Consider the following 22,147-nt stretch of genomic DNA (forward strand, 5'->3'; position numbering starts at 1 on the left):
CATGGGTCTGCACCTAGGCTACGTGTAGGTTAGTCTTTTTGCAAATTGCATTTAAGCCCAACCAGAGAAGAGAGATGATTAATCATCATCTCCTTCTAGGAAGCTACGTAATTTCTCGGAGCGAGAAGGGTGGCGTAGTTTTCTTAGTGCTTTGGCTTCAATTTGACGAATACGCTCACGGGTTACATCAAATTGCTTACCTACTTCTTCCAGCGTGTGATCGGTATTCATTTCAATACCAAAGCGCATGCGTAAAACTTTTGCTTCGCGAGGAGTAAGTGTTTCTAAAATTTCAAGCGTTGCTTCGCGTAAGCCTTCAGCTGTTGCCATTTCAATAGGAGATTCAATATTATTATCTTCAATAAAATCACCTAGATGAGAATCATCATCATCACCTACTGGTGTTTCCATGGAAATTGGCTCTTTAGCAATTTTTAAGACTTTGCGAATTTTATCTTCGCTTAAATCCATTTTTTCAGCTAATTCTTCCGGTGTAGCCTCACGGCCGGTTTCTTGGAGAATTTGGCGTGAAATACGATTAAGTTTATTAATCGTTTCAATCATGTGAACAGGAATACGAATAGTACGTGCCTGGTCAGCAATAGAACGAGTAATCGCTTGACGAATCCACCAGGTAGCATAAGTTGAAAATTTATAGCCGCGGCGGTATTCAAATTTATCAACCGCTTTCATCAAGCCGATATTGCCTTCTTGAATTAAATCTAAAAATTGCAGACCGCGATTAGTGTATTTTTTGGCAATTGAGATTACAAGTCGGAGATTTGCTTCAACCATTTCTTTCTTAGCGCGTCTAGCTTTTGCCTCGCCAATAGACATTTTTTTATTAATGTCTTTAATTTCACTAATCGTTAAACCAAATTCTTCTTCAAATGAGGCGAGCTTTGCTTGTATGCTTTTAATCTCATTAGCATATTCGTTAATTCGGTTTAAATCTAACTTTTTACCATGCTTTTTGATAATGGTATCAAGCCAGCTTGGGTCAGTTTCCTGGCCTGGGAACGTATCAATAAAAAGCTTACGTGGTATGCGCGCTCTTTCAATACAAAAACGCATAATACTACGCTCAAATTCACGAATATGATTACGCAATTGTCGAAAATGACGGGTTAACTTATCAACTTGACGCGAAGTTAATTTAAGCTTTAAGAAGGACTCAGACATTGTTTCTAATAATTCGATAGTCTTTGGGCTATGTCGGCCTTCTTTACGTAAAGACTGCATCGCCTTCTCGTAAGTTTCACGTAATTCGTCAAAGTAAATTTTTGCTTGCTCTGGGTTAGGGCCATCATCAGTCTCAGCTATACTGCCGCCTTCGCCATCTTCATCTTCATCTAGTTCTTCTAGAGCAACATCCTCAAGTATATCTTCATCAGGTTGAACTTCATCAAGCATTGAGCCAATACTTGATGCAGGTGCTTCTTCATCGCTATCTGAAAAGCCACTTATGATTTCACTTAAACGCATCTCTTCGCGTAAAACACTGTCATAATCATCTAAGATTAATTGGACAGTTTCAGGATAATGGGCAAGGGATTTAAGGACTTGATAGATTCCTTCTTCGATTCGTTTAGCGATACGAATTTCACCTTCACGCGTTAATAATTCAACTGTACCCATTTCGCGCATATACATGCGAACAGGATCAGTTGTTCGACCTGTTTCTTTATCCACCGATGCAAGGACCGCAGCCGCTTCCTCAACATCTTCTGGCACTTCTTCAGTGTTACCCAAAAGGGCTAGTTCATCATCGCTAGGTCGCGTTTCGAATACTTTAATATTCATGCCTTCTAACATACTGATGATGACATCAAAATGCTCAGTATCAACAATATTAGGCAACAGGTCATTAATTTGGGCGTACGTTAAATAATTTTGCTCTCTACCCAAACTAATCACCTTAGTGATTTGGGAGCGTTGCTCTTGTTCATTCGTAGTCATAGGCAATATCAAATGAGTAATTAAATATAAAAAAAGTTTTTGATTATAAACCTGCAGCTGCAAACTTGCCAGTAAAAATTTGTATTATTTTTTACCAGGTGTGGTTTGATGCCGTTGTTGTAACAACTTTTGCAAGACTAATCGTTCAGTTTCAGTTAATCCTTGTTTCCGAGATTTTGCAATATATTCATTAATTTTATACTCTAAATTTTGTTTTTGTATAAAGTTAAGTATATCAATAAATTCAGTAGTTAGCGCATTTTCAGCTATTTCTAATTCCCAAGTTGCTAATTTGTTAAAAGAATTGAAATAGGGTGTATTGCGCCATTGTTCAATAAGTGTAGCAGTATTTGCGTTAGGATTAATAGCAATTTGCTTAATTAGTTGCTGCAGTAAACCTTGTTCTTCATGATCTAGCGTAGTTAAATCAATAGCTTCCTTACAAGCCATATAAATTTCTGGATGCTGCAATAATAAGGCAATAGCTAAACGTAAAGGAGAACGTTGAATGCTCGTTTCAAGCTTGGGTGGAGCAGTTTCAGTCATTAACAATTGACTTAAGCGGTGGTTTTCTATTCGCGTGCGTATAGCTAGCTCATCTAATAACAATTGCTTGTAAGGTCCTTCTGGAATAGTTAATAGGAAAGGTTTTGCTTCATTAACTAATTGGCTTTTTCCAGCTACACTTTGCATATCAATTTTATGCGCTAAGGTGTCAAAAAAATACTGGCTAAGGGGTATGGAGCCATTTATACGTTCAAGGAATTTTTCGCGACCCTCGACGCGCACTAAACTATCTGGATCATGGCCATCAGGGAGAAAAACAAAGCGAGCATCAAGATTATTATCCAGCAAAGGTAAGCTATTTTCCAAAGCGCGCCAAGCTGCCTGCTTTCCTGCTTCATCGCCATCAAAGCAAAAAATGACTTGGCGAGTATGTTTACTTAATAATTGAATATGGTAACTACTTGCTGCTGTACCTAAGGCTGCAACAGCATTTGAAATACCATGCTGTGCAAGTGCAATAACATCTAAATAGCCTTCAACAATTAAAATTGTATCGTTAGTAGTTTGTTGTTGTAAAATTTGATGTAAGCCATATAATTCGCGATTTTTTTGAAAAATAATAGTTTCAGGCGAATTTAAGTACTTTGGTTTTTGTTCAGCATCAATAGCGCGTCCACCAAAACCAATGATACGTCCATTGCGGTCATGAATAGGAAAAATTATTCGATGTCGGTAGCGATCATAGGTTTTACCATCATCTTTTTTAACTAGCATGCCAGTTGTAATTAAATCTGCTTTATATTCCTTAAATTGGCCTTCTAAGGTATGCCAGCCAAGTGGCGCATAACCTAGTTGGAATTGTTTAGCTATCTCGCCTGTTAAGCCACGGTGGCGTAGGTAATTAATAACTTCTGTAGGCGCGTTCTTTAATGATTTTTGATAAAATTGGCTTACTTTATTTAAAATTTGATAAAGGCTTAAAGATTGTTGAATTTTCTCTTGATTTTGCTCACGAGGCACTTGCATCCCAAGGCGTAAAGCTAGCGTCTCGATAGCATCAACAAAGCCTTGACTTAAATAGCTCATGACAAAACTAATTGCATTACCGCTCACACCGCAGCCGAAGCAATGGTAAAATTGTTTCTTAGCAACCACATTAAAAGAAGGTGTTTTTTCATTATGGAAGGGGCAGCAGGCAGTGTAGCTATTACCTCTTTTTTTTAAAGGGACATAGCTATCAATTAATTCAACTAGATCTGTATGATGAAGTAATTCATCAATAAAAGGTCGCGGTATTAAGCCGGACATAGAATAATTAACTCAATCTTGCCTTAATTAAAGCACTAACTTTACTCATATCAGCACGGCCTTGCAATAAAGGCTTAAGCGAGTTCATTACTTTCCCCATATCACTAAGATGTTTAGCATCATGCTTAGCAATAGATTCATTGATAAGCGCATTAATTTCTGCTTCTGACAAAGGCTCTGGCAAGTATTTAGCAATGATATCCAATTCATATTGCTCTTGGGCTACCAAATCTTCACGACCTGCATTATTGAATTGAGTAATAGATTCTTTACGTTGCTTGGCAAGTTTATCTAAAATAACTAGCATGCGATCATCTGCTACAGTTATTCGTTCATCCACTTCAACTTGCTTGATTGCAGCTGTAATTAAGCGTAGCGTGCCAACTAGCTTTTGATCCTTAGCACGCATTGCATCTTTGAGGTCATTATTAATGCTGTCTTTAATTGACATAATTATTTACGTCTGCGTTTAGCATTACGTTGAGTAGCTACATCACGTGCTATTTTCTTTAAATGGCGTTTAACGGCTGCTGCTTGCTTACGTTTACGCTCAGCAGTAGGTTTTTCATAAAATTCACGACGACGTAACTCAGTTAAAATTCCTGCTTTTTCACAAGAACGTTTAAAACGACGCAATGCGTATTCTGGATTTTCACCTTCTTTTACACGAACGGTGGGCATTAATTAGTCCTCTGGTATAATTAAACACAATAAGCCGGCAATTCTAGTTCTACTTGTTAAAATCGTCAAGTTATTGTTAGATTGCAAGCAATTTTAATAAATGAAAGCTTAAAATTATAAGCTTAGATGATAGATCATCATATATTATAACGTATTTAGATAATTAATAGTAGAGGTAGAAATGCGAGTATTAGGAATTGAGTCATCCTGTGATGAAACGGGTATTGCTATATATGATTCAGAACAAGGATTACTTGCTCATGCCTTATACTCTCAGATTAAATTACATCAGCAATATGGCGGAGTAGTTCCAGAATTAGCATCACGTGATCATATCAAGTGGCTAATCCCGCTAATTGATCAAGCGTTAAAAGAAGCAAATTTAAATAAAAGTGATTTAAATGCGATTGCTTATACAGCAGGGCCTGGTTTAGTTGGCGCTCTGCTAGTTGGCGCCTGTTTTGCTAAAAGCTTAGCCTATAGTCTTAATATACCTGCTATTGCAATACATCATTTAGAAGCTCATTTACTGGCAGCCTTATTAGATACGAATGCTCTACATTTTCCTTTCTTAGTGCTTTTAGTTTCAGGTGGCCATACTCAACTAATCGAAGCAAAAAGTTTAGGCCATTATCAATTACTAGGTGATACTTTAGATGATGCAGTAGGAGAGGCTTTTGATAAAATAGCAAAATTAATGGGACTTCCTTATCCTGGTGGCGCTTTATTGGCGAGTTTAGCAGATGAATTTGCTGATAAGAAATTAGAACTTAATTTTCCTCCTTTTCCAAGGCCGATGACAGATAGGCCTGGCTTAGAATTTAGCTTCAGTGGCTTAAAAACACATGCATTAACCGTGTGGAGAAAAAGCAAGCAAGATAACGAAGCACGAGCTGCAATCGCTTATGCTTTTCAGCAAGCAATTATAGATACTTTATTGATTAAATGCAGTCGAGCGGTTAAACAAACTAAGTTAAAGCAGTTAGTCATAGCTGGTGGGGTCGGTGCAAATCGCGCTTTACGTCTAGCTTTAACAAATTTAATGCAAGAAAAACAAGGAGAAGTATTTTTTCCACGCCTAGAATATTGCACTGATAATGGGGCGATGGTAGCTTTTGCTGGCAATCTACATTTACAACAAGGCAAGCGTGATGCGAGTTTAGCAGTTGATGTAAAAGCTCGTTGGCCACTAGCCTAAAGCCTGTCTTCAAAGTCTATTACGACAGCCAAAAAGTGTTGATTTTCTGTAATTCCTTGCTCACTTACTGCTATGTATGCTTGACTAATATCTTTAAAAAATCACCACTTTTTGTCTCGCTTCCTGACTTTGTTAAAGCAAGCTTCTAAGTATTTACAAAAAAGTTTAAGAAGGCTCTTTAGATCCTTCATCAATATCTTGCTTTGGTTGCTGCTTAGTTGTTGTCGAAGTAGGATCATTAATAATAGGTTGCTCAGCTGCAGTTGGCGGCTCACGATTAATATCTTCTTGATTGTCTGTAGCCGTTGAATCGCTTGCTTCTGCTCTCGCTAAACTCTCTTCTGGAGAAACAACATCAGCTGTTTTCTCTTCCTCTTCAAAGGCTTGATTAACTTGTTCATCAATAACTATATCTTCTGTGACTTCACTAAAATGATGCTTTGAAAAATTCAATTTAGGCTCATCGCCATCAATCAGGCGATTAATATTATTACGATGCTTATATATAATAAGAATGGCCATAAAGAATAAAGGCAGGAAAACGTCAATACTACCAAATCCAAAAATACTATATAGTGGCGCAAGTGTTAGAGCGATAATAGACGCTAACGACGCATAACCCGTAAAGTTAGCCACTATAAGCCAAATAATAATGGTTACAAAGCCTGCAAGAAAACTTAACCCTAATAAGCCACCCAATGCTGTAGCAACGCCTTTACCACCTTGAAATTTGAAAAATATGGGATACATATGCCCTAATATTGCTGCAAGACAGGTAAAACTACTTATTACAGGCCCAAGTCCTAGTGATTTAGCTAAAATAACGGGAATAAATCCTTTCAGTATATCACCTATTAAAACCAAGCTGGCATATCTTTTACCAGATAGACGTAGAACATTGGTAGCACCAGGATTTAAAGATCCCTCTAAACGAGGATCAGGTAAAGAAAAAATCCGACTTACAATAATAGCGGAACAAAAAGAACCACAAATATAACCAAATAATACAAAAATTATGAAAAATAAAAAACTTAGCATTACACCTCCAACCCTGAGTTTAATATACCTATTTTAATAGGTTATAAGACATATTCCCGAAATTAATTTCGCAATAAATGGCTCATTATCAGTGAAAGTCACTTTCTTGTGAAGCATTATAATATAGACCTCTTACATAACTAACAGTAAATGTAGCCGAAACCTGGGTTTCACTTGTTTCACTCAGGCTACTTTTCTATCTAATAGCTAACTTAATTTTCGGTAAAAATAATGCTTGTAAATCGTTAGTATAACGATGGCCTAGCTCACTTACTTGCCAATAATTATCTTGTAATATAATCAAACCTTTCTCTTGCGCTTCTTTAAGTTTTACTTCTAATTTTGCAAAAGCAAGTCCGGTTCTCTCTGTAAAAAGGTTATTAGCAATAGGTTGATATAGACGAGTAGTATTTAATATAAATTCAAATAATAAATCATCTTGGCTTACTTCTGTCTTAGCCGCAAAATGAGGTTTTTTCAGATAATCTTTAGGTTGACGATGTTTGCGAGTACGATAGATTGTGGGTTTTAAATCTAGGGTCAATTTACCATGGGCGCCTGCGCCAATGCCGTAGTAATCACCAAATAACCAATAGTTTAAATTATGACGTGCCATTTTATTTTTTTTACTAAATGCAGATATTTCGTAACGTATAAAATCGTGGTCCTTTAGTAAAGAAAAAGCAGCTTGTTCTAATAAGTCATAGACATCTTCATTAGGTAAGGTGGGTTGTTTTTTATGAAATATTGTATTTGGCTCTATAGTTAGTTGATACCATGAAAGATGTTCGGGCTGATATTGAAGCGCTTGCTGTAAATCATTAATTCCTTGTTCAATAGTTTGCGTAGGTAAGCCATACATCAAATCTAAGTTAATATTATCAAAGCCCGCGAGTCTTGCTGCTTCAATAGCTCGATGTGCTTGTTTATCATCGTGAATACGTCCCAATGCTTGTAAGTGCTGCGAGTTAAAACTTTGAATACCTAATGATAAACGATTAATACCTACTTGTTTATAGGCTTGAAAACGGCTTTGTTCTACGGTGCCTGGATTGGCTTCTAAGGTGATTTCAATATCTTTAGCAAAAGATAAATGTTGTTGTATGCGCGCAAACAACTCGCTATAGGCTTGAGCTCTGAATAAACTTGGAGTACCACCACCAATAAAAATAGAACTAATTTCCCGGCTTGGAAAGTAAATTAAATCATTTTTTAAATCAGCAATTAATGCTTCAATGTAATGTTCTTCTGGTAAAATTTCAGGGCTTTTATGGGAATTAAAATCACAATAAGGGCATTTACGAATACACCAAGGAATATGAATATAAAGAGAAGTAGGTAACATTATCTACAGGATACTGGCTTGTTAAACGTTGCAATAGTATCATGAGTCTCATCAGCTAGATAGCTTAGCGTTTTAAATTCATAGCTGTTTAAGTAATGATTTTTATGTAGGTTGGACTTAAATTGAGCCTAATACATGACTGCTTACTTAAATTCATTTTAAGATAAAGAGGAAAAGTGACAGAAGAAAAGCGGCAAAAACCTGCCTGTAAAGAGAAAAAGGTAATAGCAAAAACTAAATTATTTACTATTGAGCAATTACACCTACATTTTTCTAATGGTGAGGAACGTATTTATGAGCGTGTTGGTGGCCACAATGAAGGAGGAGCCGTTTTAATTGTTGCAGTTACAGCTAATAATTCGCTTCTCTTAATACGTGAATATGGTGCTGGTATTGATGATTACACCTTAGCCTTCCCCAAAGGAATTATTGAACCTGGAGAAGAGGCTATCATTGCAGCTAATCGTGAATTACAAGAAGAAGTGGGATTTGCGGCCAAAGAGCTCTATTGGCTAAAATCTGTATCGCTATCACCAGGCTATTTTAAAGCGCACACAGAGCTTGTGTTAGCGCGCAATCTTTACCCAAGCTCGCTAATGGGTGATGAGCCTGAGCCTATTGAAGTGGTTGAATGGCCATTAGCAGAATATAATGAATTAATAAATAATCCATCTTTTTCAGAAGCACGCAGTATTGCTGCGTTATTTTTAGTTAAACAGTGGTTAGAGAAGGAAAAAAAGAATGACTAATCGAGTTAAAGTTGCCATCACTGGTGGCGCTGGCCAAATTGGCTATGCTTTATTATTTCGTATTGCTTCAGGGCAAATGTTTGGTCCAAATACCGAAGTTGAATTGCAGTTACTAGAGTTAGAGCAAGCACTTCCTGCTTTAAATGGAGTGGCGATGGAACTGGATGACTGCGCTTTCCCATTATTAAAGAAAATTGTTTGTACAGCCAATTTAAATGAAGCAATGAATGGCGTTAATTGGGCTTTATTAGTTGGTTCAGTTCCTCGTAAACAAGGTATGGAGCGCTCCGATTTACTACAAATTAATGGAGGTATTTTTACCAAACAAGGTAAGGCAATTAACGATAATGCGGCTGATGATGTACGCGTTTTTGTTGTTGGTAACCCTTGCAATACTAATTGCTTAATTGCTATGCACCATGCTAAAGATATTCCTAATGATCGCTTTTTTGCAATGACTATGTTAGATGAATTAAGGGCAAAAACTCAATTAGCCAAACGTGCTAACGTTGATGTAACGGCGGTAACTAATATGACTATTTGGGGTAATCATTCTTCTACCCAGTATCCTGACTTTTATAATGCTAAAATAAACGGCCAATCAGCAGCAAAGGTAATCAATGATGAAGCTTGGTTGCAAGACACTTTTATTCCTACTGTTCAGCAACGCGGTGCTGCCATTCTTAAAGCACGAGGCCTATCATCTGCAGCTTCAGCCGCAAACGCTGTTATTGAAGGGGTTAAACGGCTAAACACTGACACCAATGCCAATGATTCTTATTCTATGTGTCGCTGCTCACAAGGTGAATATGGTGTGGATGAGAATTTAATCTTTTCTTTTCCTTGTAAAACCGAGCAAGGCAACGTTAAAGTGGTTGAAGGTTTAACGCATAATGCGTATGGCCAAGCTAAATTTGATGCGACTTTAAATGAATTACGCGAAGAGCGGGAAATGGTGAAGTCATTAGGTTTATTAGATGATTAATAGCTATTTCGCTAAGTAGAGATAAAAATTAACTAAACTAGAATAAATTTTACTGTGGCGTTGTTAATAAAATTATTTTGAATAGAAGAAAAAATATTCACAAATTAATAGTAAATTACTAACTATTTAATTCTTTTATTTATTAACAGCGCCATGCATTTGTTTGCTGTCATAAACAAACGATGCTAGAAAATAGCTATCCTAAATAAAGTTCAAATTGATTTGACGGCTTACGTTACTTTTATAAATTAAATAGTGTTAATCAGTTAGCCTATTCAATTTTTGCAATTTGTATAACTTGATCGGGTAAAACAACTGGAATTTTTTCCTGTGTTATTAGATTCATAATACGCTCTAATTTATCTAAACTAATATGATGCTTTAATAATTTATTGTCAATTTGATCAATTGTTAGAATAATCCAACGATTTTTTTCCTTGGCATAATTTATCCAGTGTGCAATATCTTTTTCATCAGTAGTATTATTAATAGAGTAGGAAGTTATCTCATAGGCATTAGGGAGCGGTAGAGGATTAGATTGTTCTTTGTCTATGCGGTAAGAAGAATAAAATTGTTTTACGCGGTTTACTACGTTTGGTAAAACGCCATTACTAAATCCACCAGGAATAACAAAATTATCTGCCCGTAAACTCCGAGATTCTAAAGTTATTTTTGATTGGGCTACTTCCCTATCAATTATAGCAGCACTAGTGTAATTATTAGGATTACAGTAATGGGAGACAGAATGAGAAGTAATTTCCCAGCCAATATTTTGTAGGTATTGCAGCTGCTGCCAAGTTAATCTACCAGGCTTACATATAAAGCTAGTTGGTACAGAGATAGCAGCTACAAAACCATATTTCTGCATCAATTGAATTAATGCAGGTGAACCTTGAGAATTATAAGCATCATCAAACCATAATGTAAGTAAGCCATGTTGAGGCCACGCAATTCTAGGTATAGTAGGAATAGGCTGTTTTTGAGTAGGGATATTACAATAAATTTGTTTTGAAAAATTAATTATAAAACTTATAGCACCATATAATGGTAATAACATAATCATAGCCATAGCTATTCTTACAAAGGCATTTCTGCTGAACATTTTTTCTAGGCCTAATATTTTATATTTAAATTAACCAGGTGAGAGTTACTGCTCCATACTGATAGCGATAGTCCGGCGTATTAATAAAGGCGGATGCTTGATTAGTCATAGCATAGTATGCATTTAATATTAAGTTATCAGTAATAGGTCCATTAATACCCAGCCCCCACTGTCTGGTAGGACTACGCGCACCTTCAGAACCATTATTCTTAATTAACTGAGTTCCTAATCCGCCATCAATGTAATAATGCCAATATGAGCCAGCTTTACTACTCCATCTTACAATCAAGGTATCGGCTACATAGCGATTAGGACTAAAATAAAGACGAGATACAAATTTATCAGTAAAAGCGCGTTCTTGTAGAATTAGATTGATACCAAAGTTAGGTGAGACTAAGAAAGAAGCAGCTACATAATAGGTATTGCGTATATTAGTATCACTAAAATTAAGTCTACTAAGTGAAGCATCAACTTTAACATAGGGTAGCGGTTTTAAAGTAATGCCAGCAGCGTATTGATTATCAGTAATATGCTGAGTAAAAGCTGGAAATGTTTCTACTACTTCTTTTAAAGCCAGTAACTGGATACCAAAAAAATCAGTTGGTCGATAGTTAATGTTAGTTGACCATAAAAATGGCTGCCACAATTTATAATTCATGGGATTTAATCTGCCATTTAAAATGAGTTCTCGTGTAGGCCGCCAAGTTTCAGCCACATAAAAACCTGTTGCAGTTAAATGTGAAATAATTTGATCATAGTGTATATCTTCAAGCCCAAAATAGGACTGTTGTACTTGTGACCAATAATGTGAATAATTAAGATTGGAGCGTATTATTTGAAAGGCCTCTGAATCACGCGAGATAAACATCGTTGCAGCAATTTTATTAGGATTAGTATTAAGATTCATTTGCCATATTACATCTCTTAAATCATTATCTAGTATTGATTTTGGCTTAATTTTATTAATTATCTCAGGATATGTTTCTATCAACTGTTTAGTAAGATCAGCTTGATCAGCCCACAATGTAGCTTGTGCAGCAGCCACTAACATTTCTGGTGTTTTGAAAGTCATTTGAAACGGAATTTCGCGATAAGCAGTGATTGCTCTATCAGCATACGCTAAGCTCTTTACTTCACCAGCTTTAGCCAATTCATAGTCAGTTCCAGTTAATCCGTCAGTTAATAAATGATAGTAAGTGTAGAAAGCTGAAAAATAGTGGCTGAGCCAAAATTGCATCCTGGCTATTCCAAATTCGGCAAGGTGGAGCTCTGCCGTAGTAGCAGCAATTTTATAAGCTAGTTTATAATAATCTAATGCTGAAATAGGGCGTTCTATCTCAGCATAAGCTTTAGCTGCTAATATCAAGACCTCAAAGTTTATTTTAGTTTTTAATATGGGCTCTAATATTTCTAAAGCCTGCTTGCCTTTATCTGACTCAATATATTTTTTTGCTAAGGCAATACGTTGATTAAAAGTTAAGGCGCTTTCACCTTCGCGAGCATATTTATCACAAGGCAATTCAGGTTGTCTGCAAACTTTATTAGCTTTGTTTTTCGTATTAGTGATTGTATCTGCTTTAACCCAAGCCTGCATTTTAGCTATACCTAATGTTGCTAGCTTCTTTTCTACGCTACTTTTTGCGAGCTTACTTGCCAGCGAATAATAAGCTAAAGATTCAAGTGGCTGGTTAACTTCGGCTGAGGCTTGAGCATATAAAATTAAAATATCGTAATCCATTTTCTTATCAGGTAAGGAATTCAATGCTTCCAGCGCTTGGGCACCTTTATTAGCGTTTATATACTCTTTAATAAGGGCTATCTTCTGGTTATAAAGTGTGGTTTTTTCTAATTGTTGCGAAGCTTGCAGCTTAGCTGCATTTTGCGTTATCCAAGTTTGCATTTTTGCTATTCCTCGCTCAGCAATCGCTTGCTCACCTGAACCATTGGCTTTCTTTAAAGCTAACGAGAAATAGTTTAAAGCTTTGAGTGGATCATTTTGCTCAGCGGCTCCCTGGCCTGCTATGATGAGAACTTCAAAGGTAGGTTGATTTAGTAGTAGCGGTAATAAAGTATCTAGCGCTTTTTTACCTTGATTTTGATTAATGTATTGCTTTGCGAGATTAATTTGTTGTGAATAGGCAGCAGAGCTTGTTTCAGTTGAGTTTGCTTGTAGATTTTGCTTTTGCGTTATCCAAGTTTGCATTTTTACTATTCCCTGCTTGGCAATCGCTTGCTCATTAGGGTCTTTGGCTTGTTTTAAAGCTAGCGTAAAATAGTCTAGGGCTTTAAGCGGATCATTTTCCTCGGCGGTTCCTTGCGCTGCCATGATGAGAACTTCAAAGTTGGGTTGATTTAATAGAGGTAATAAAGTATCTAGCGCTTTTTTACCTTGATTTTGATTAATATATTGCTTTGCTAAATTAATGCGCTCTGCATAGGGTAAAAAATTTGTCTCTCCTGAGGGTAATTGTAAGTTTTGCTTGTTTTGTTTTATCCAAGTTTGCATTTTTACAATGCCTTGCTCAGCAATTGCTTGCTCGTCAGGGGCTTTAGCTTGTTTTAAAGCTAACGTAAAATAGTCTAGCGCTTTAAGCGGATCATTTTGCTCAGCGGTTCCTTGCGCCGCTATAATTAACACTTCATAAGTTGGTTGATTTAATAATAATGGAGCTATGGTATCTAGCGCTTTTTTGCCTTGATTTTGATTAATATATTGCTTCGCTAAATTAACACGTTCTGCATAGGATAAAAATTTTGTCTCTTGCGGAGAAGAGCGTAATAATGCAATGGCCACACTTGCTGGAATAAGATTAGTTAACTTTGAGATGGTTATGCTTGAAACAATGTCTTCGCTTATTTTTATGCATTTTAAATTAAGATTATTTTCACTTTCAGCCTTTTGAGTTAATTCTTGTGATTTTGACATCGGTTTATTCTGTAATCCAGCTAACGCTAAATTGCTATTTCTTACTGAAGAGTTTGCCGCATTAACTGATAATAAAAATATAAATACACTAAATGAATACACTAAAGTTATTGGCCACACTTTTCTTTTTGTCATTTAGTACCCCAGCTTTTTTTCCTAACAATAATTTCTGAAAGATATCCATGAATACAAGCTGGAGCCATTAAGAAATTATAAAATAAAATATAATAAATATAACCGCTGAGGTTTTTACGTACTCTAAGCTTGTTGAAAGCAAACATTCTTTGCTGACCCGTAAAGAAAATTAAATTCATTAAAATTGTTAAGGGTAAAACTGCTAGAGTCATAGGACCTGCTAATAAAAAATAACCAAAAAATGCAGCTATAACTGCAGGAACATATACCAGTGCAAAGGTGGTGTCTAAAGCTGGAAAAAGTAAATTCCAATAGACTATAAACGTAATTAATCTTTTTCTTGTTAATACTTCAGGATGTGCTAGGAACGCCTCTATCATACCGCGTGACCAGCGGCTTCGTTGGTGAAAGAAATTTCTATAATTAGTAGGCACTGTAGTGAAGGCGATTGCATTTTCAGCAAAATCTATACGATAGCCTTTGCTGAGTAGTCCCCAAGTTAGTACAATATCTTCGCCGACCGTATGTGGCCATCCTCCTACTTCTTCAATATAACTTTTTTTATACAAAGATAATGCGCCTTGCGCAACAAGAGTTGCTTGAAATAAACTTTGCATACGTTTAACGCCAGCAATGGCATTAAAGTAATCCCATTCTTGCACTCTTGTCATAAACGTTTCGCGGGAGTTTCGAACATAGATGCTTCCTGCTACAGCTGCCGTTATGGGGGGAGCGCTTAATAATCGAGTTGCTAAGTGCCTAATCGCATCTTTCCATAACAATGTATCAGCATCTAAGGTAATGATGTAATCATATTTAGCGGCTTTTAAGCCGAGATTTAACGCAAATGATTTACCTTTATTAGATTCCTCAAGTATGACTAAATTTTTGAGTTGATAGCTCCTTAAGATCTCTAATGTTTTATCAGTAGAGCCATTATCAATAGCAATAATCTCAATTTCGCCAGGGTAGTCTTGATTTAAAATATTATCAATAGTGGTTTTTATTGACGCCTCTTCATTAAAAGAAGGCACTAAAATAGAAATATTAATCCAGTCTTCTATTGGTTTATATTTCGGCCTTTTATCTAAAATATAAGCTAAAATCAAAAACATATTCATAAAACCGGGTAACAAGGCCATAAAAAAAATAAGAATAAAAGCGAAGAAATCGCCAATATAGACTGCTAAATCATTTATCCAGGGTAATGAAAACCAGATGCAAAAGATTAACCAGCAACATGAAAAGAAAATTGCAATAAAAAACTTTGTTGTAACCGATAAATACATGTAAATCTTCCCTGATACTATAAAGAGAATAATATTTTTTAAGCAATGTGCAAAGAAAGCTAGGTAAATTAATTTTTATGCTTTCTAATTTCTCTTTAAAATTTATTAATAAATTAATCTATTAATAAATTGGTAAAGATATATTATTTACATCATCCAGTAAATCTTAATATCTTAATTAAAAAGATTACTCTTTGAATTTAGGTTTTTAAATTAAAATTTATACAATTGCCTTTTATAGAAACCTATTAAGCTAGAATTAGTATTTTTCGTTATTTCCTGTTTATAAAAAAACATCAGCTTATTAGAGTGTGATGTACTGGCTTTATAAGAAATTTTTATATCTAAACTATCTTAACAAAGATAACTGAAAAATCAATTTGTACTTGTAATACGCATAAATTTTAGTCTAATTTTATAGTGAGACTAGGATAACTTATGAAAAGTGTATTAATTACAGGTGGAATGGGTTTTATAGGTAACTTCTTATCACATCGCCTACTTTCTTTAGGTATAAGGGTTACAATATTAGATAAATCAATCTACAGACCAACTTACTGTGATATCACCAACGCTCAAGTTATTGAAGGGGATGTATTATCTAAGGAATTATTAAAGGAATGTTTAAGTAAGGTAGACGCTTGCATTCATTTGGCTGCCACGACTTCCATATCAGCTTGTGCCAAAGATTGGCTTTTCAGTCACGAAAATAATGTTATTGCCTTTAATGGGTTATTAGATGTGATAAGAAAAATGTCTAGGCCCATTCGACTAGTATATGCTTCTTCCGCAGCGGTTTACGGCAATGAAATAAATTTACCTTTAACGGAAGCTCAAGCTATTAAACCTTGTTCTGCCTATGGCGCTGATAAATTATCTAATGAAATTTATGCAGAGATAGCTCATCAAACTTTTAAGATTAATCCTATTGGGCTGCGCTTTTTTAATGTATATGGCCCCGGTCAAGGAGGTAATAATTATAGTAGTGTAATAACTAGTTTTAACACGGCTATTGTACAGGAAAAGCCGTTAATCATATTCGGCAATGGTAAGCAAACTCGGGATTTTATTTATATTGATGATGTAGTAGATGGGATTTTAGCTGCAGTTTTATCTCCTGTTGATACCTATGGCGTATTTAATATCTGTAGCGGTAAAGCTATTTCTATTTTAGAACTTGCACAAATAATGTTAAAAATGTACGCTAAAAAAGTACCTATTTACCATGAAAAGCCACGCAAAGGTGATTTATATTACTCTTTGGGTAGTACAGACTTAGCTAAAGAAAAATTAAAATTTACTGCGAAGACGTGTATAGAAGATGGCTTGCGGTATTTTATTGAGTCTGCTTCCAGTAAATTTAATCAAAATGTATTATTATCTTCGCAAACTTTAAATTTAAATATTAGACAAAAATATACGTAATTAATGACGGTTCTATAGCATGCTATTTTGCCTGTTTTTCTAACTGTGCAAAGGAAGTGAATGTTTAATAGGGTTAACTTAAAAACACTGTCATTTCCGCGCAGGCGGAAATTTATCCTAATACTGGCACTGTGCCTACGTAAAAATAGATTCCCGCCTACGCGGGAATGACAGGGTTATTCTTCCAAATAGTGCTAGCTTAAAACATTGTCATTTCCGCGCAGGCGGAAATCTATTCTAATATTGGCACTGTGCCTACGTAAAAATAAATTCCCGCCTACGTGGAAATGACAGAGTTATTCTTCCAAATAGTGCTAACTTAAAACATTGTCATTTCCGCGCAGGCGGAAATGGCAAAGCTATTCTTAAGTTGGTGCCATTAGGTGAATGTTTACCCCATTATTTTTACTTAGAAGTTGATAAAGCTAAATTTACTAATATAAGTTCGTTCTCTACATCCCTTTTTTGTTGAAAAAACATCAGTTTATTAACGTCTGGTGCACCAGCTTTAAAAGTTGTTAATGTAAACAAATTAGGATCTAAGTTAAATTGTCTGTTGATTTGATCAACTAATTCAGTAAGGTGAGCATTGCTAGAAATAGCTTGCTTATAATAGGGTAAGCGCATAGCAAAGTAAGATTTAATATCTTCATCTGAGATATTATTAAATAGCTCTAAGTTTGCGGGGATAAGTCTGTTTAAGACTTCAATTTCAAAGATATAAGCATTAGCTTCAGTGTTTGCTATATTTGCTGCTACATTAAAGGCATGGCCTATCTCATGGACAATCGCGCCAATAACTTCTAATTTAGGTTGCTTTAAAAAAGAATCTTTAATGGCAATGGTCTCATTTACTATCCAATTTTTATGCTTTTTACCCCAATATTGATAGGTAGATTTATTAACAAATATAGCTGGATTTGAATTAACACCTATAAAATCTTTGGGGGGCTTTAAAATGTCAATAATAAGTTTAGGCATTTGGGCGCTCACGCCATTACTAAGACCAATTTTACCTAATGATCGGCCCAATTCTAAAATTTGCTTGATATCATTTTCTGTGAGCATACTAAACCTCTTCGTAATTTAAAATTACGTTTACAACATTTAAAACTAAGCAGTTTGCTTTGGTGGTCTATAATTATTCTTCATGTTTATGCATTAGTCAATGCTTAAATAATTATTTTTTGTTCTAAGTGTTTATTAGTTTGCTCAAGTGATATTTATACTTATTTATTAATGCCTAAAATGCCTTGTACCGGTAAAGATCATTGCAATACCAGCTGCATTAGCAGCAGCTATAATTTGTTCATCTCGAATAGAGCCGCCTGGTTGAATGATAGCTGTAATACCTGCCTTAGCAATTAACTCAATACTATCAGGAAAGGGAAAAAAAGCATCTGACGCAAGGACTGCCTCTTCAGTTGAAAAACCTGCCTGTTCTGCTTGCCATAGAGCAATACGAGTACTCATAACGCGGCTTGTTTGACCTGCGCCAATACCAATAGTTGCTAAATCTTTAGCTAATACAATAGCATTAGACTTAACATACTTGACAGCTTGCCAAGCAAATACTAAATCTTGCTTTTGCTGTTTTGTAGGTTCTTTTGCAGTAACAATAGTAAATCTATTAAGATCTAGTGAAAAATTATCATGTTCTTGAACAAGAAAACCGCCGTCAATATGCCGCATGTCTAGTTTAAATTGTTGATCAATAGATAAATCACCAGTTTCTAAAATGCGAATGTTGGGTTTAGTTGCTAAAACCTTCTTTGCGGCATCATTAAATTTAGGAGCTATAATGACTTCAGCAAATTGACTTGCCAATATAATACTTGCCGTTTCTTCTTCTAAGCATTGATTAAAAGCTAAAATACCACCATAACTTGAAGTTGGATCACTTTGATAAGCACGTTGATAAGCTTGTACTTGGTTATTTGCCAAAGCAATACCACAGGGATTGCCGTGTTTTACGATGACACAGGCGAAAGCTGTTCTAGAAAAGTCTCGCACACAATCTAGGGCAGCATCAGCATCTAATAAGTTATTATAAGATAACGCTTTACCTTGAATAATCTTAGCCAGCGCTAAAGAGCCGGGGGTGGCATTTTTATCAGTATAAAAGATAGCTTGTTGGTGTGGATTTTCGCCGTAACGGAGCTCATGTTGTTTATTAAATTGGCAAGTTAGAACAGTGGGAAAGCCACTGGGCTTTTTATGATCATCTAGTGCATTTAAATAGTTAGCAATTGCTGCATCGTACGCCGCAGTATGCGCAAAAGCTTTTTTAGCTAAACTAAAGCGCCAATCTTTAGGGATCTTTTTTAACTTTAGATAATCTGCTAATTGTTGATAGTCATTAGGACTAACAATAACCGTAAGATGATCATGATTTTTTGCTGCTGCCCGAATCATCGCAGGCCCACCGATATCAATATTTTCAATGGCTTCTTTGAATTTACAATCAGGATTACTAATTACTTGTTCAAAAGGGTAGAGGTTAACAATAAGAATATCAAAAGGAGCAATAGTATGTTGCTCCAAAATTTTTTGATCTTGCTTCCCGCGTGCTAATAAGCCTGCATGAATAGCCGGATGTAGTGTTTTAACTCGTCCATCCATTATTTCTGGAAAATGAGTGCAATCACTAACATCGGTAACAGGCAGTGATGCTTGACGTAATAAAGCAGCTGTATTGCCAGTGGCAACTAGTTCAACATGATGCTCATGAAGGATAGTTGCAATTTCTAATAAGCCATTTTTATTTGAAACACTTAATAACGCTCTTTTAGGTTTAAAAGGGAGCATTTTATAATTTTCTCCAATATTGCTGTTCTATTAGGATCTATATCTAAAAACTTTTATTAAATTTAATTATTTCAATCTAATTCTTATCCTACATCCCGCGTCCTGTTCGCTGCATTTAATTATTAACTATCTTCTGGGTCCTGCGGACAAGCCGCAGGACGTAGAGCGGTAAAGCTATTTCCGGCTTTCAGTCCTTGCTCTACTCCAACTTCATCTGCAAATAACATCTCATCCTACGTCCCGCGATTTGTTTGCTGCATTTAATTATTAACTATCTTCTGGGTCCTGCGGACAAGCCGCAGGACGTAGAGCGGTAAAGCTATTTCCGGCTTTCAGTCCTTGCTCTACTCCAACTTCATATGCAAATAACGTCTCCCCCTACGTCTCGCGACTTGTTCGCGGGATCCAGAAGTTTCTGCGGATAAATCATGAAATATACAAAGATAACTTTCCATGCATAGGCCAAGCATTTTATCGACGTGTGAATACAATTAGAGACCAATCTGCTAAGCTGTTTGTTTGTTGATGTATAAAATCAGATTGATATACTTCAATCAAATCTGCTACTTGCTCATTTAGGATTCCTGAAACGACCAATAAGCCATGTGGCGCAATAAGTTGCTTAAATCTAGTTTTTAATTCTATTAATGGAGTTAAAAGAATATTAGCGATAATTAAATCAGCTTGAACGCTAAGGTCAGCGGGCACAGTGATAGTTAGTTGTTGCTCGCTAATATGATTAACTTTGGCATTACTTTGGGTAGCTTGTAGTGCTTGGGGGTCAATATCGGCAGCATAGGCAAAAGCGGCACCTAATTTTAAAGCAGCTAGAGCCAAAATACCTGAGCCACAACCATAATCAATAATAGTTTTAGCAGCAAGCTCTGCTTTAGCAAGCCAAGTTAAGCAAAGTTGGGTAGTAGGGTGAGTGCCAGTACCAAAGGCAAGGCCTGGGTCAAGAATTAAATTAACCGCTTGTGGATCAGGTGGCGTAATCCACGAGGGGCAAACCCATAGACGCTCGCCAAATTGCTGCGGCTTGAAATCATCCATCCAGGCTCGTTCCCAATCTTGATCAGGCAAAGAAGCGATATTGATTTGCAGATGTGGATATAAGTTAAGTAAATTTTTAGCAATCTCTTCGGCTAATTCTTCGTATAAAAAAAGTGCTTTAATAGTTATTTCTGGCCACAAGGGTGTTGAACCTGGCAGCGGTTCAAGAACTGGGTTATCATTTTTATCACTGAGAGTAATGGATACAGCACCACTTGTTTCAAGAATATCACTTAGGTTATCCACTTCTTCAGAAAGACAAACATCAATTTCTAGTTGATACCACACCGTTTTAAGATTCCTTTAACATAGATTCTAAATAATGAATATTGGTTCCACCACGAACAAATTCTTCGTTATGCATAATTCGTTGATGTAATTCAATATTTGTTTTTATCCCATCAATAATAATTTCATCTAAAGCATTGCGCATTCGACAAATAGCTTCTTCACGCGTTTTTCCGTAACTAATTAATTTACCGATCATAGAGTCATAGTTTGGAGGTACTGTGTAACTACTATAGATGTGAGAATCAAAGCGAATACCAGGACCGCCTGGTTGATGAAGTAGGCGAATAGTACCCGGAGAAGGCATAAATGTTCTAGGATCTTCGGCATTAATACGACATTCAATGGCATGACCATTTAGTTGGATGTCTTCTTGTTTTAAAGTAAAAGGTATCTCGCTAGCTATTTTAATTTGCTCTTTAATTAAATCAATACCAGTGATCAATTCAGTAACAGGATGTTCTACCTGAATACGTGTGTTCATTTCTATGAAATAGAAACAGCCATCTTGATAAAGAAACTCAAACGTTCCTGCGCCACGGTAATTTAATTCTGAACAAGCTTTAACAACACGCGCTCCAATTTCTTGCCGTAAGGATTCACTAATTCCAGGAGCTGGTGCTTCTTCTACAACTTTTTGGTGACGTCTTTGCATAGAGCAGTCACGTTCACCTAAGTGAATTGCTTTACCTTTGCCATCGCCTAATACTTGAAATTCAATATGGCGAGGATTTTCCAAAAACTTTTCCATGTATACCATGGAATTATTAAAGGCAGCTTTTGCTTCACTGCGTGTTAAAGCAATTGAATTTAACAGATTTGCTTCAGTATGAACTACACGCATACCGCGACCACCGCCACCGCCAGCTGCTTTAATAATAATTGGATAGCCAATTTCTTTTGCTAATTTTAAGTTTGTTTGATCATCATCAGACAAAGGCCCATCTGAACCAGGTACGCAGGGAACTCCTGCTTTCTTCATGGCTGCAATTGCTGAGACTTTATCACCCATTAAGCGAATAGTATCGCTATGAGGACCAATAAAGGTAAAACCGCTTTGTTCAACAATATCAGCAAAATCTGCATTTTCTGATAAAAAGCCATAACCTGGATGAATAGCAACTGCATCAGTTATTTCAGCAGCTGAAATAATAGCAGGGATATTTAAATAGCTTTTTTGTGAAGGTGCCGGGCCAATGCAAACAGTTTCATCAGCAAGACGTACGTGGAGTAAATCTCTATCAACACTAGAATGCACAGCAACAGTTTGAATACCAAGTTCTTTACAAGCACGCAAAATACGTAAAGCGATCTCACCACGATTAGCAATTACAATTTTGTTAAGCATGCA

17 protein-coding genes are annotated in these 22,147 nt (G+C 36.1%); 4 read left to right on the forward strand and 13 right to left on the reverse strand.

The genetic code is table 11. The features are described from left to right. Window positions 1–78: 78 nt before the first annotated feature. The 4 genes from rpoD to rpsU all read right to left on the reverse strand — a co-directional run bounded on the left by rpoD (window position 79) and on the right by rpsU (window position 4,455). Entirely contained in the window at window positions 79–1,959 is a 1,881-nt protein-coding gene (gene rpoD, locus ACNVED_RS02505; protein ID WP_419420185.1) for an RNA polymerase sigma factor RpoD, read from the reverse strand. 84 nt (window positions 1,960–2,043) lie between these two features. Further along, on the reverse strand, window positions 2,044–3,774 hold the full coding sequence (gene dnaG / locus ACNVED_RS02510) for a DNA primase (RefSeq protein ID WP_419420186.1): 1,731 nt from the start codon (window positions 3,772–3,774) through the stop codon (window positions 2,044–2,046). A 7-nt stretch (window positions 3,775–3,781) separates the two neighbouring features. Further along, window positions 3,782–4,225, reverse strand: a complete 444-nt coding sequence (locus ACNVED_RS02515; RefSeq protein ID WP_419420187.1) for a GatB/YqeY domain-containing protein — start codon at window positions 4,223–4,225, stop codon at window positions 3,782–3,784. A 2-nt stretch (window positions 4,226–4,227) separates the two neighbouring features. After that, the gene (gene rpsU, locus ACNVED_RS02520) at window positions 4,228–4,455 is read right to left on the reverse strand and encodes a 30S ribosomal protein S21 (protein ID WP_419420188.1); all 228 of its coding nucleotides are present in this window, start codon (window positions 4,453–4,455) and stop codon (window positions 4,228–4,230) included. 181 nt (window positions 4,456–4,636) lie between these two features. On the opposite strand from rpsU, the gene tsaD reads away from it, so the two are divergent. Beyond that, window positions 4,637–5,653: a tRNA (adenosine(37)-N6)-threonylcarbamoyltransferase complex transferase subunit TsaD gene (gene tsaD, locus ACNVED_RS02525; protein WP_419420189.1), complete on the forward strand. Its 1,017-nt coding sequence runs from the start codon at window positions 4,637–4,639 to the stop codon at window positions 5,651–5,653. A 165-nt stretch (window positions 5,654–5,818) separates the two neighbouring features. Here tsaD and plsY read toward each other — a convergent pair whose 3' ends face one another. Continuing rightward, window positions 5,819–6,691, reverse strand: coding sequence for a glycerol-3-phosphate 1-O-acyltransferase PlsY (plsY, locus tag ACNVED_RS02530; RefSeq protein WP_419420190.1), 873 nt, complete (start codon window positions 6,689–6,691; stop codon window positions 5,819–5,821). 196 nt (window positions 6,692–6,887) lie between these two features. Further along, window positions 6,888–8,036: a radical SAM family heme chaperone HemW gene (gene hemW, locus ACNVED_RS02535; protein WP_419420191.1), complete on the reverse strand. Its 1,149-nt coding sequence runs from the start codon at window positions 8,034–8,036 to the stop codon at window positions 6,888–6,890. A 176-nt stretch (window positions 8,037–8,212) separates the two neighbouring features. Here hemW and nudE point away from each other — a divergent pair, with 176 nt between their 5' ends. Together nudE and ACNVED_RS02545 are read left to right on the forward strand one after the other, a co-directional pair. Continuing rightward, window positions 8,213–8,785, forward strand: coding sequence for an ADP compounds hydrolase NudE (gene nudE / locus ACNVED_RS02540; RefSeq protein WP_419420192.1), 573 nt, complete (start codon window positions 8,213–8,215; stop codon window positions 8,783–8,785). After that, the gene (locus tag ACNVED_RS02545) at window positions 8,778–9,770 is read left to right on the forward strand and encodes a malate dehydrogenase (RefSeq protein ID WP_419420193.1); all 993 of its coding nucleotides are present in this window, start codon (window positions 8,778–8,780) and stop codon (window positions 9,768–9,770) included. The genes nudE and ACNVED_RS02545 overlap by 8 nt, the downstream gene beginning before the upstream one ends. A gap of 271 nt (window positions 9,771–10,041) precedes the next feature. Here the strand turns inward: ACNVED_RS02545 and ACNVED_RS02550 are convergent, their stop codons facing one another. Genes ACNVED_RS02550 through ACNVED_RS02560 form a run of 3 tightly spaced genes read right to left on the reverse strand, consistent with a single transcriptional unit; the run spans window position 10,042 to window position 15,222 of the window. Next, window positions 10,042–10,872, reverse strand: coding sequence for a polysaccharide deacetylase family protein (locus ACNVED_RS02550; protein WP_419420194.1), 831 nt, complete (start codon window positions 10,870–10,872; stop codon window positions 10,042–10,044). A 25-nt stretch (window positions 10,873–10,897) separates the two neighbouring features. Continuing rightward, window positions 10,898–13,933: a hypothetical protein gene (locus ACNVED_RS02555; RefSeq protein ID WP_419420195.1), complete on the reverse strand. Its 3,036-nt coding sequence runs from the start codon at window positions 13,931–13,933 to the stop codon at window positions 10,898–10,900. After that, on the reverse strand, window positions 13,930–15,222 hold the full coding sequence (locus ACNVED_RS02560) for a glycosyltransferase family 2 protein (protein WP_419420196.1): 1,293 nt from the start codon (window positions 15,220–15,222) through the stop codon (window positions 13,930–13,932). The genes ACNVED_RS02555 and ACNVED_RS02560 overlap by 4 nt, the downstream gene beginning before the upstream one ends. A gap of 438 nt (window positions 15,223–15,660) precedes the next feature. Here ACNVED_RS02560 and ACNVED_RS02565 point away from each other — a divergent pair, with 438 nt between their 5' ends. Beyond that, window positions 15,661–16,647, forward strand: a complete 987-nt coding sequence (locus ACNVED_RS02565; protein WP_419420197.1) for an NAD-dependent epimerase/dehydratase family protein — start codon at window positions 15,661–15,663, stop codon at window positions 16,645–16,647. Window positions 16,648–17,052: 405 nt separating this feature from the next. Here the strand turns inward: ACNVED_RS02565 and ACNVED_RS02570 are convergent, their stop codons facing one another. From ACNVED_RS02570 to accC, 4 genes are all read right to left on the reverse strand, one after another. After that, window positions 17,053–17,715, reverse strand: a complete 663-nt coding sequence (locus tag ACNVED_RS02570; protein WP_419420198.1) for a hypothetical protein — start codon at window positions 17,713–17,715, stop codon at window positions 17,053–17,055. 168 nt (window positions 17,716–17,883) lie between these two features. Beyond that, window positions 17,884–19,455 (reverse strand): bifunctional phosphoribosylaminoimidazolecarboxamide formyltransferase/IMP cyclohydrolase, encoded by a 1,572-nt coding sequence (gene purH / locus ACNVED_RS02575; protein ID WP_419420199.1) that lies wholly within the window; start codon window positions 19,453–19,455, stop codon window positions 17,884–17,886. 471 nt (window positions 19,456–19,926) lie between these two features. Further along, the gene (gene prmA, locus ACNVED_RS02580) at window positions 19,927–20,796 is read right to left on the reverse strand and encodes a 50S ribosomal protein L11 methyltransferase (RefSeq protein ID WP_419420200.1); all 870 of its coding nucleotides are present in this window, start codon (window positions 20,794–20,796) and stop codon (window positions 19,927–19,929) included. Window positions 20,797–20,800: 4 nt separating this feature from the next. Beyond that, entirely contained in the window at window positions 20,801–22,144 is a 1,344-nt protein-coding gene (accC, locus tag ACNVED_RS02585) for an acetyl-CoA carboxylase biotin carboxylase subunit (RefSeq protein WP_419420201.1), read from the reverse strand. Window positions 22,145–22,147 lie beyond the last annotated feature (3 nt).

The organism is Legionella sp. D16C41, from assembly GCF_048541585.1.
Lineage (GTDB): Bacteria > Pseudomonadota > Gammaproteobacteria > Legionellales > Legionellaceae > Legionella_C.

What these genes read in the sequence shown, in the direction of transcription:
- tsaD (WP_419420189.1), top strand. Translation starts at nt 4,637, where the DNA reads ATGCGAGTATTAGGAATTGAGTCATCCTGTGATGAAACGGGTATTGCT.
- ACNVED_RS02545 (WP_419420193.1), top strand. Translation starts at nt 8,778, where the DNA reads ATGACTAATCGAGTTAAAGTTGCCATCACTGGTGGCGCTGGCCAAATT.
- ACNVED_RS02515 (WP_419420187.1), bottom strand. Translation starts at nt 4,225, where the DNA reads ATGTCAATTAAAGACAGCATTAATAATGACCTCAAAGATGCAATGCGT.
- plsY (WP_419420190.1), bottom strand. Translation starts at nt 6,691, where the DNA reads ATGCTAAGTTTTTTATTTTTCATAATTTTTGTATTATTTGGTTATATT.
- ACNVED_RS02565 (WP_419420197.1), top strand. Translation starts at nt 15,661, where the DNA reads ATGAAAAGTGTATTAATTACAGGTGGAATGGGTTTTATAGGTAACTTC.
- rpoD (WP_419420185.1), bottom strand. Translation starts at nt 1,959, where the DNA reads ATGACTACGAATGAACAAGAGCAACGCTCCCAAATCACTAAGGTGATT.
- dnaG (WP_419420186.1), bottom strand. Translation starts at nt 3,774, where the DNA reads ATGTCCGGCTTAATACCGCGACCTTTTATTGATGAATTACTTCATCAT.
- ACNVED_RS02570 (WP_419420198.1), bottom strand. Translation starts at nt 17,715, where the DNA reads ATGCTCACAGAAAATGATATCAAGCAAATTTTAGAATTGGGCCGATCA.
- rpsU (WP_419420188.1), bottom strand. Translation starts at nt 4,455, where the DNA reads ATGCCCACCGTTCGTGTAAAAGAAGGTGAAAATCCAGAATACGCATTG.
- ACNVED_RS02560 (WP_419420196.1), bottom strand. Translation starts at nt 15,222, where the DNA reads ATGTATTTATCGGTTACAACAAAGTTTTTTATTGCAATTTTCTTTTCA.
- ACNVED_RS02555 (WP_419420195.1), bottom strand. Translation starts at nt 13,933, where the DNA reads ATGACAAAAAGAAAAGTGTGGCCAATAACTTTAGTGTATTCATTTAGT.
- hemW (WP_419420191.1), bottom strand. Translation starts at nt 8,036, where the DNA reads ATGTTACCTACTTCTCTTTATATTCATATTCCTTGGTGTATTCGTAAA.
- purH (WP_419420199.1), bottom strand. Translation starts at nt 19,455, where the DNA reads ATGCTCCCTTTTAAACCTAAAAGAGCGTTATTAAGTGTTTCAAATAAA.
- accC (WP_419420201.1), bottom strand. Translation starts at nt 22,144, where the DNA reads ATGCTTAACAAAATTGTAATTGCTAATCGTGGTGAGATCGCTTTACGT.
- ACNVED_RS02550 (WP_419420194.1), bottom strand. Translation starts at nt 10,872, where the DNA reads ATGTTCAGCAGAAATGCCTTTGTAAGAATAGCTATGGCTATGATTATG.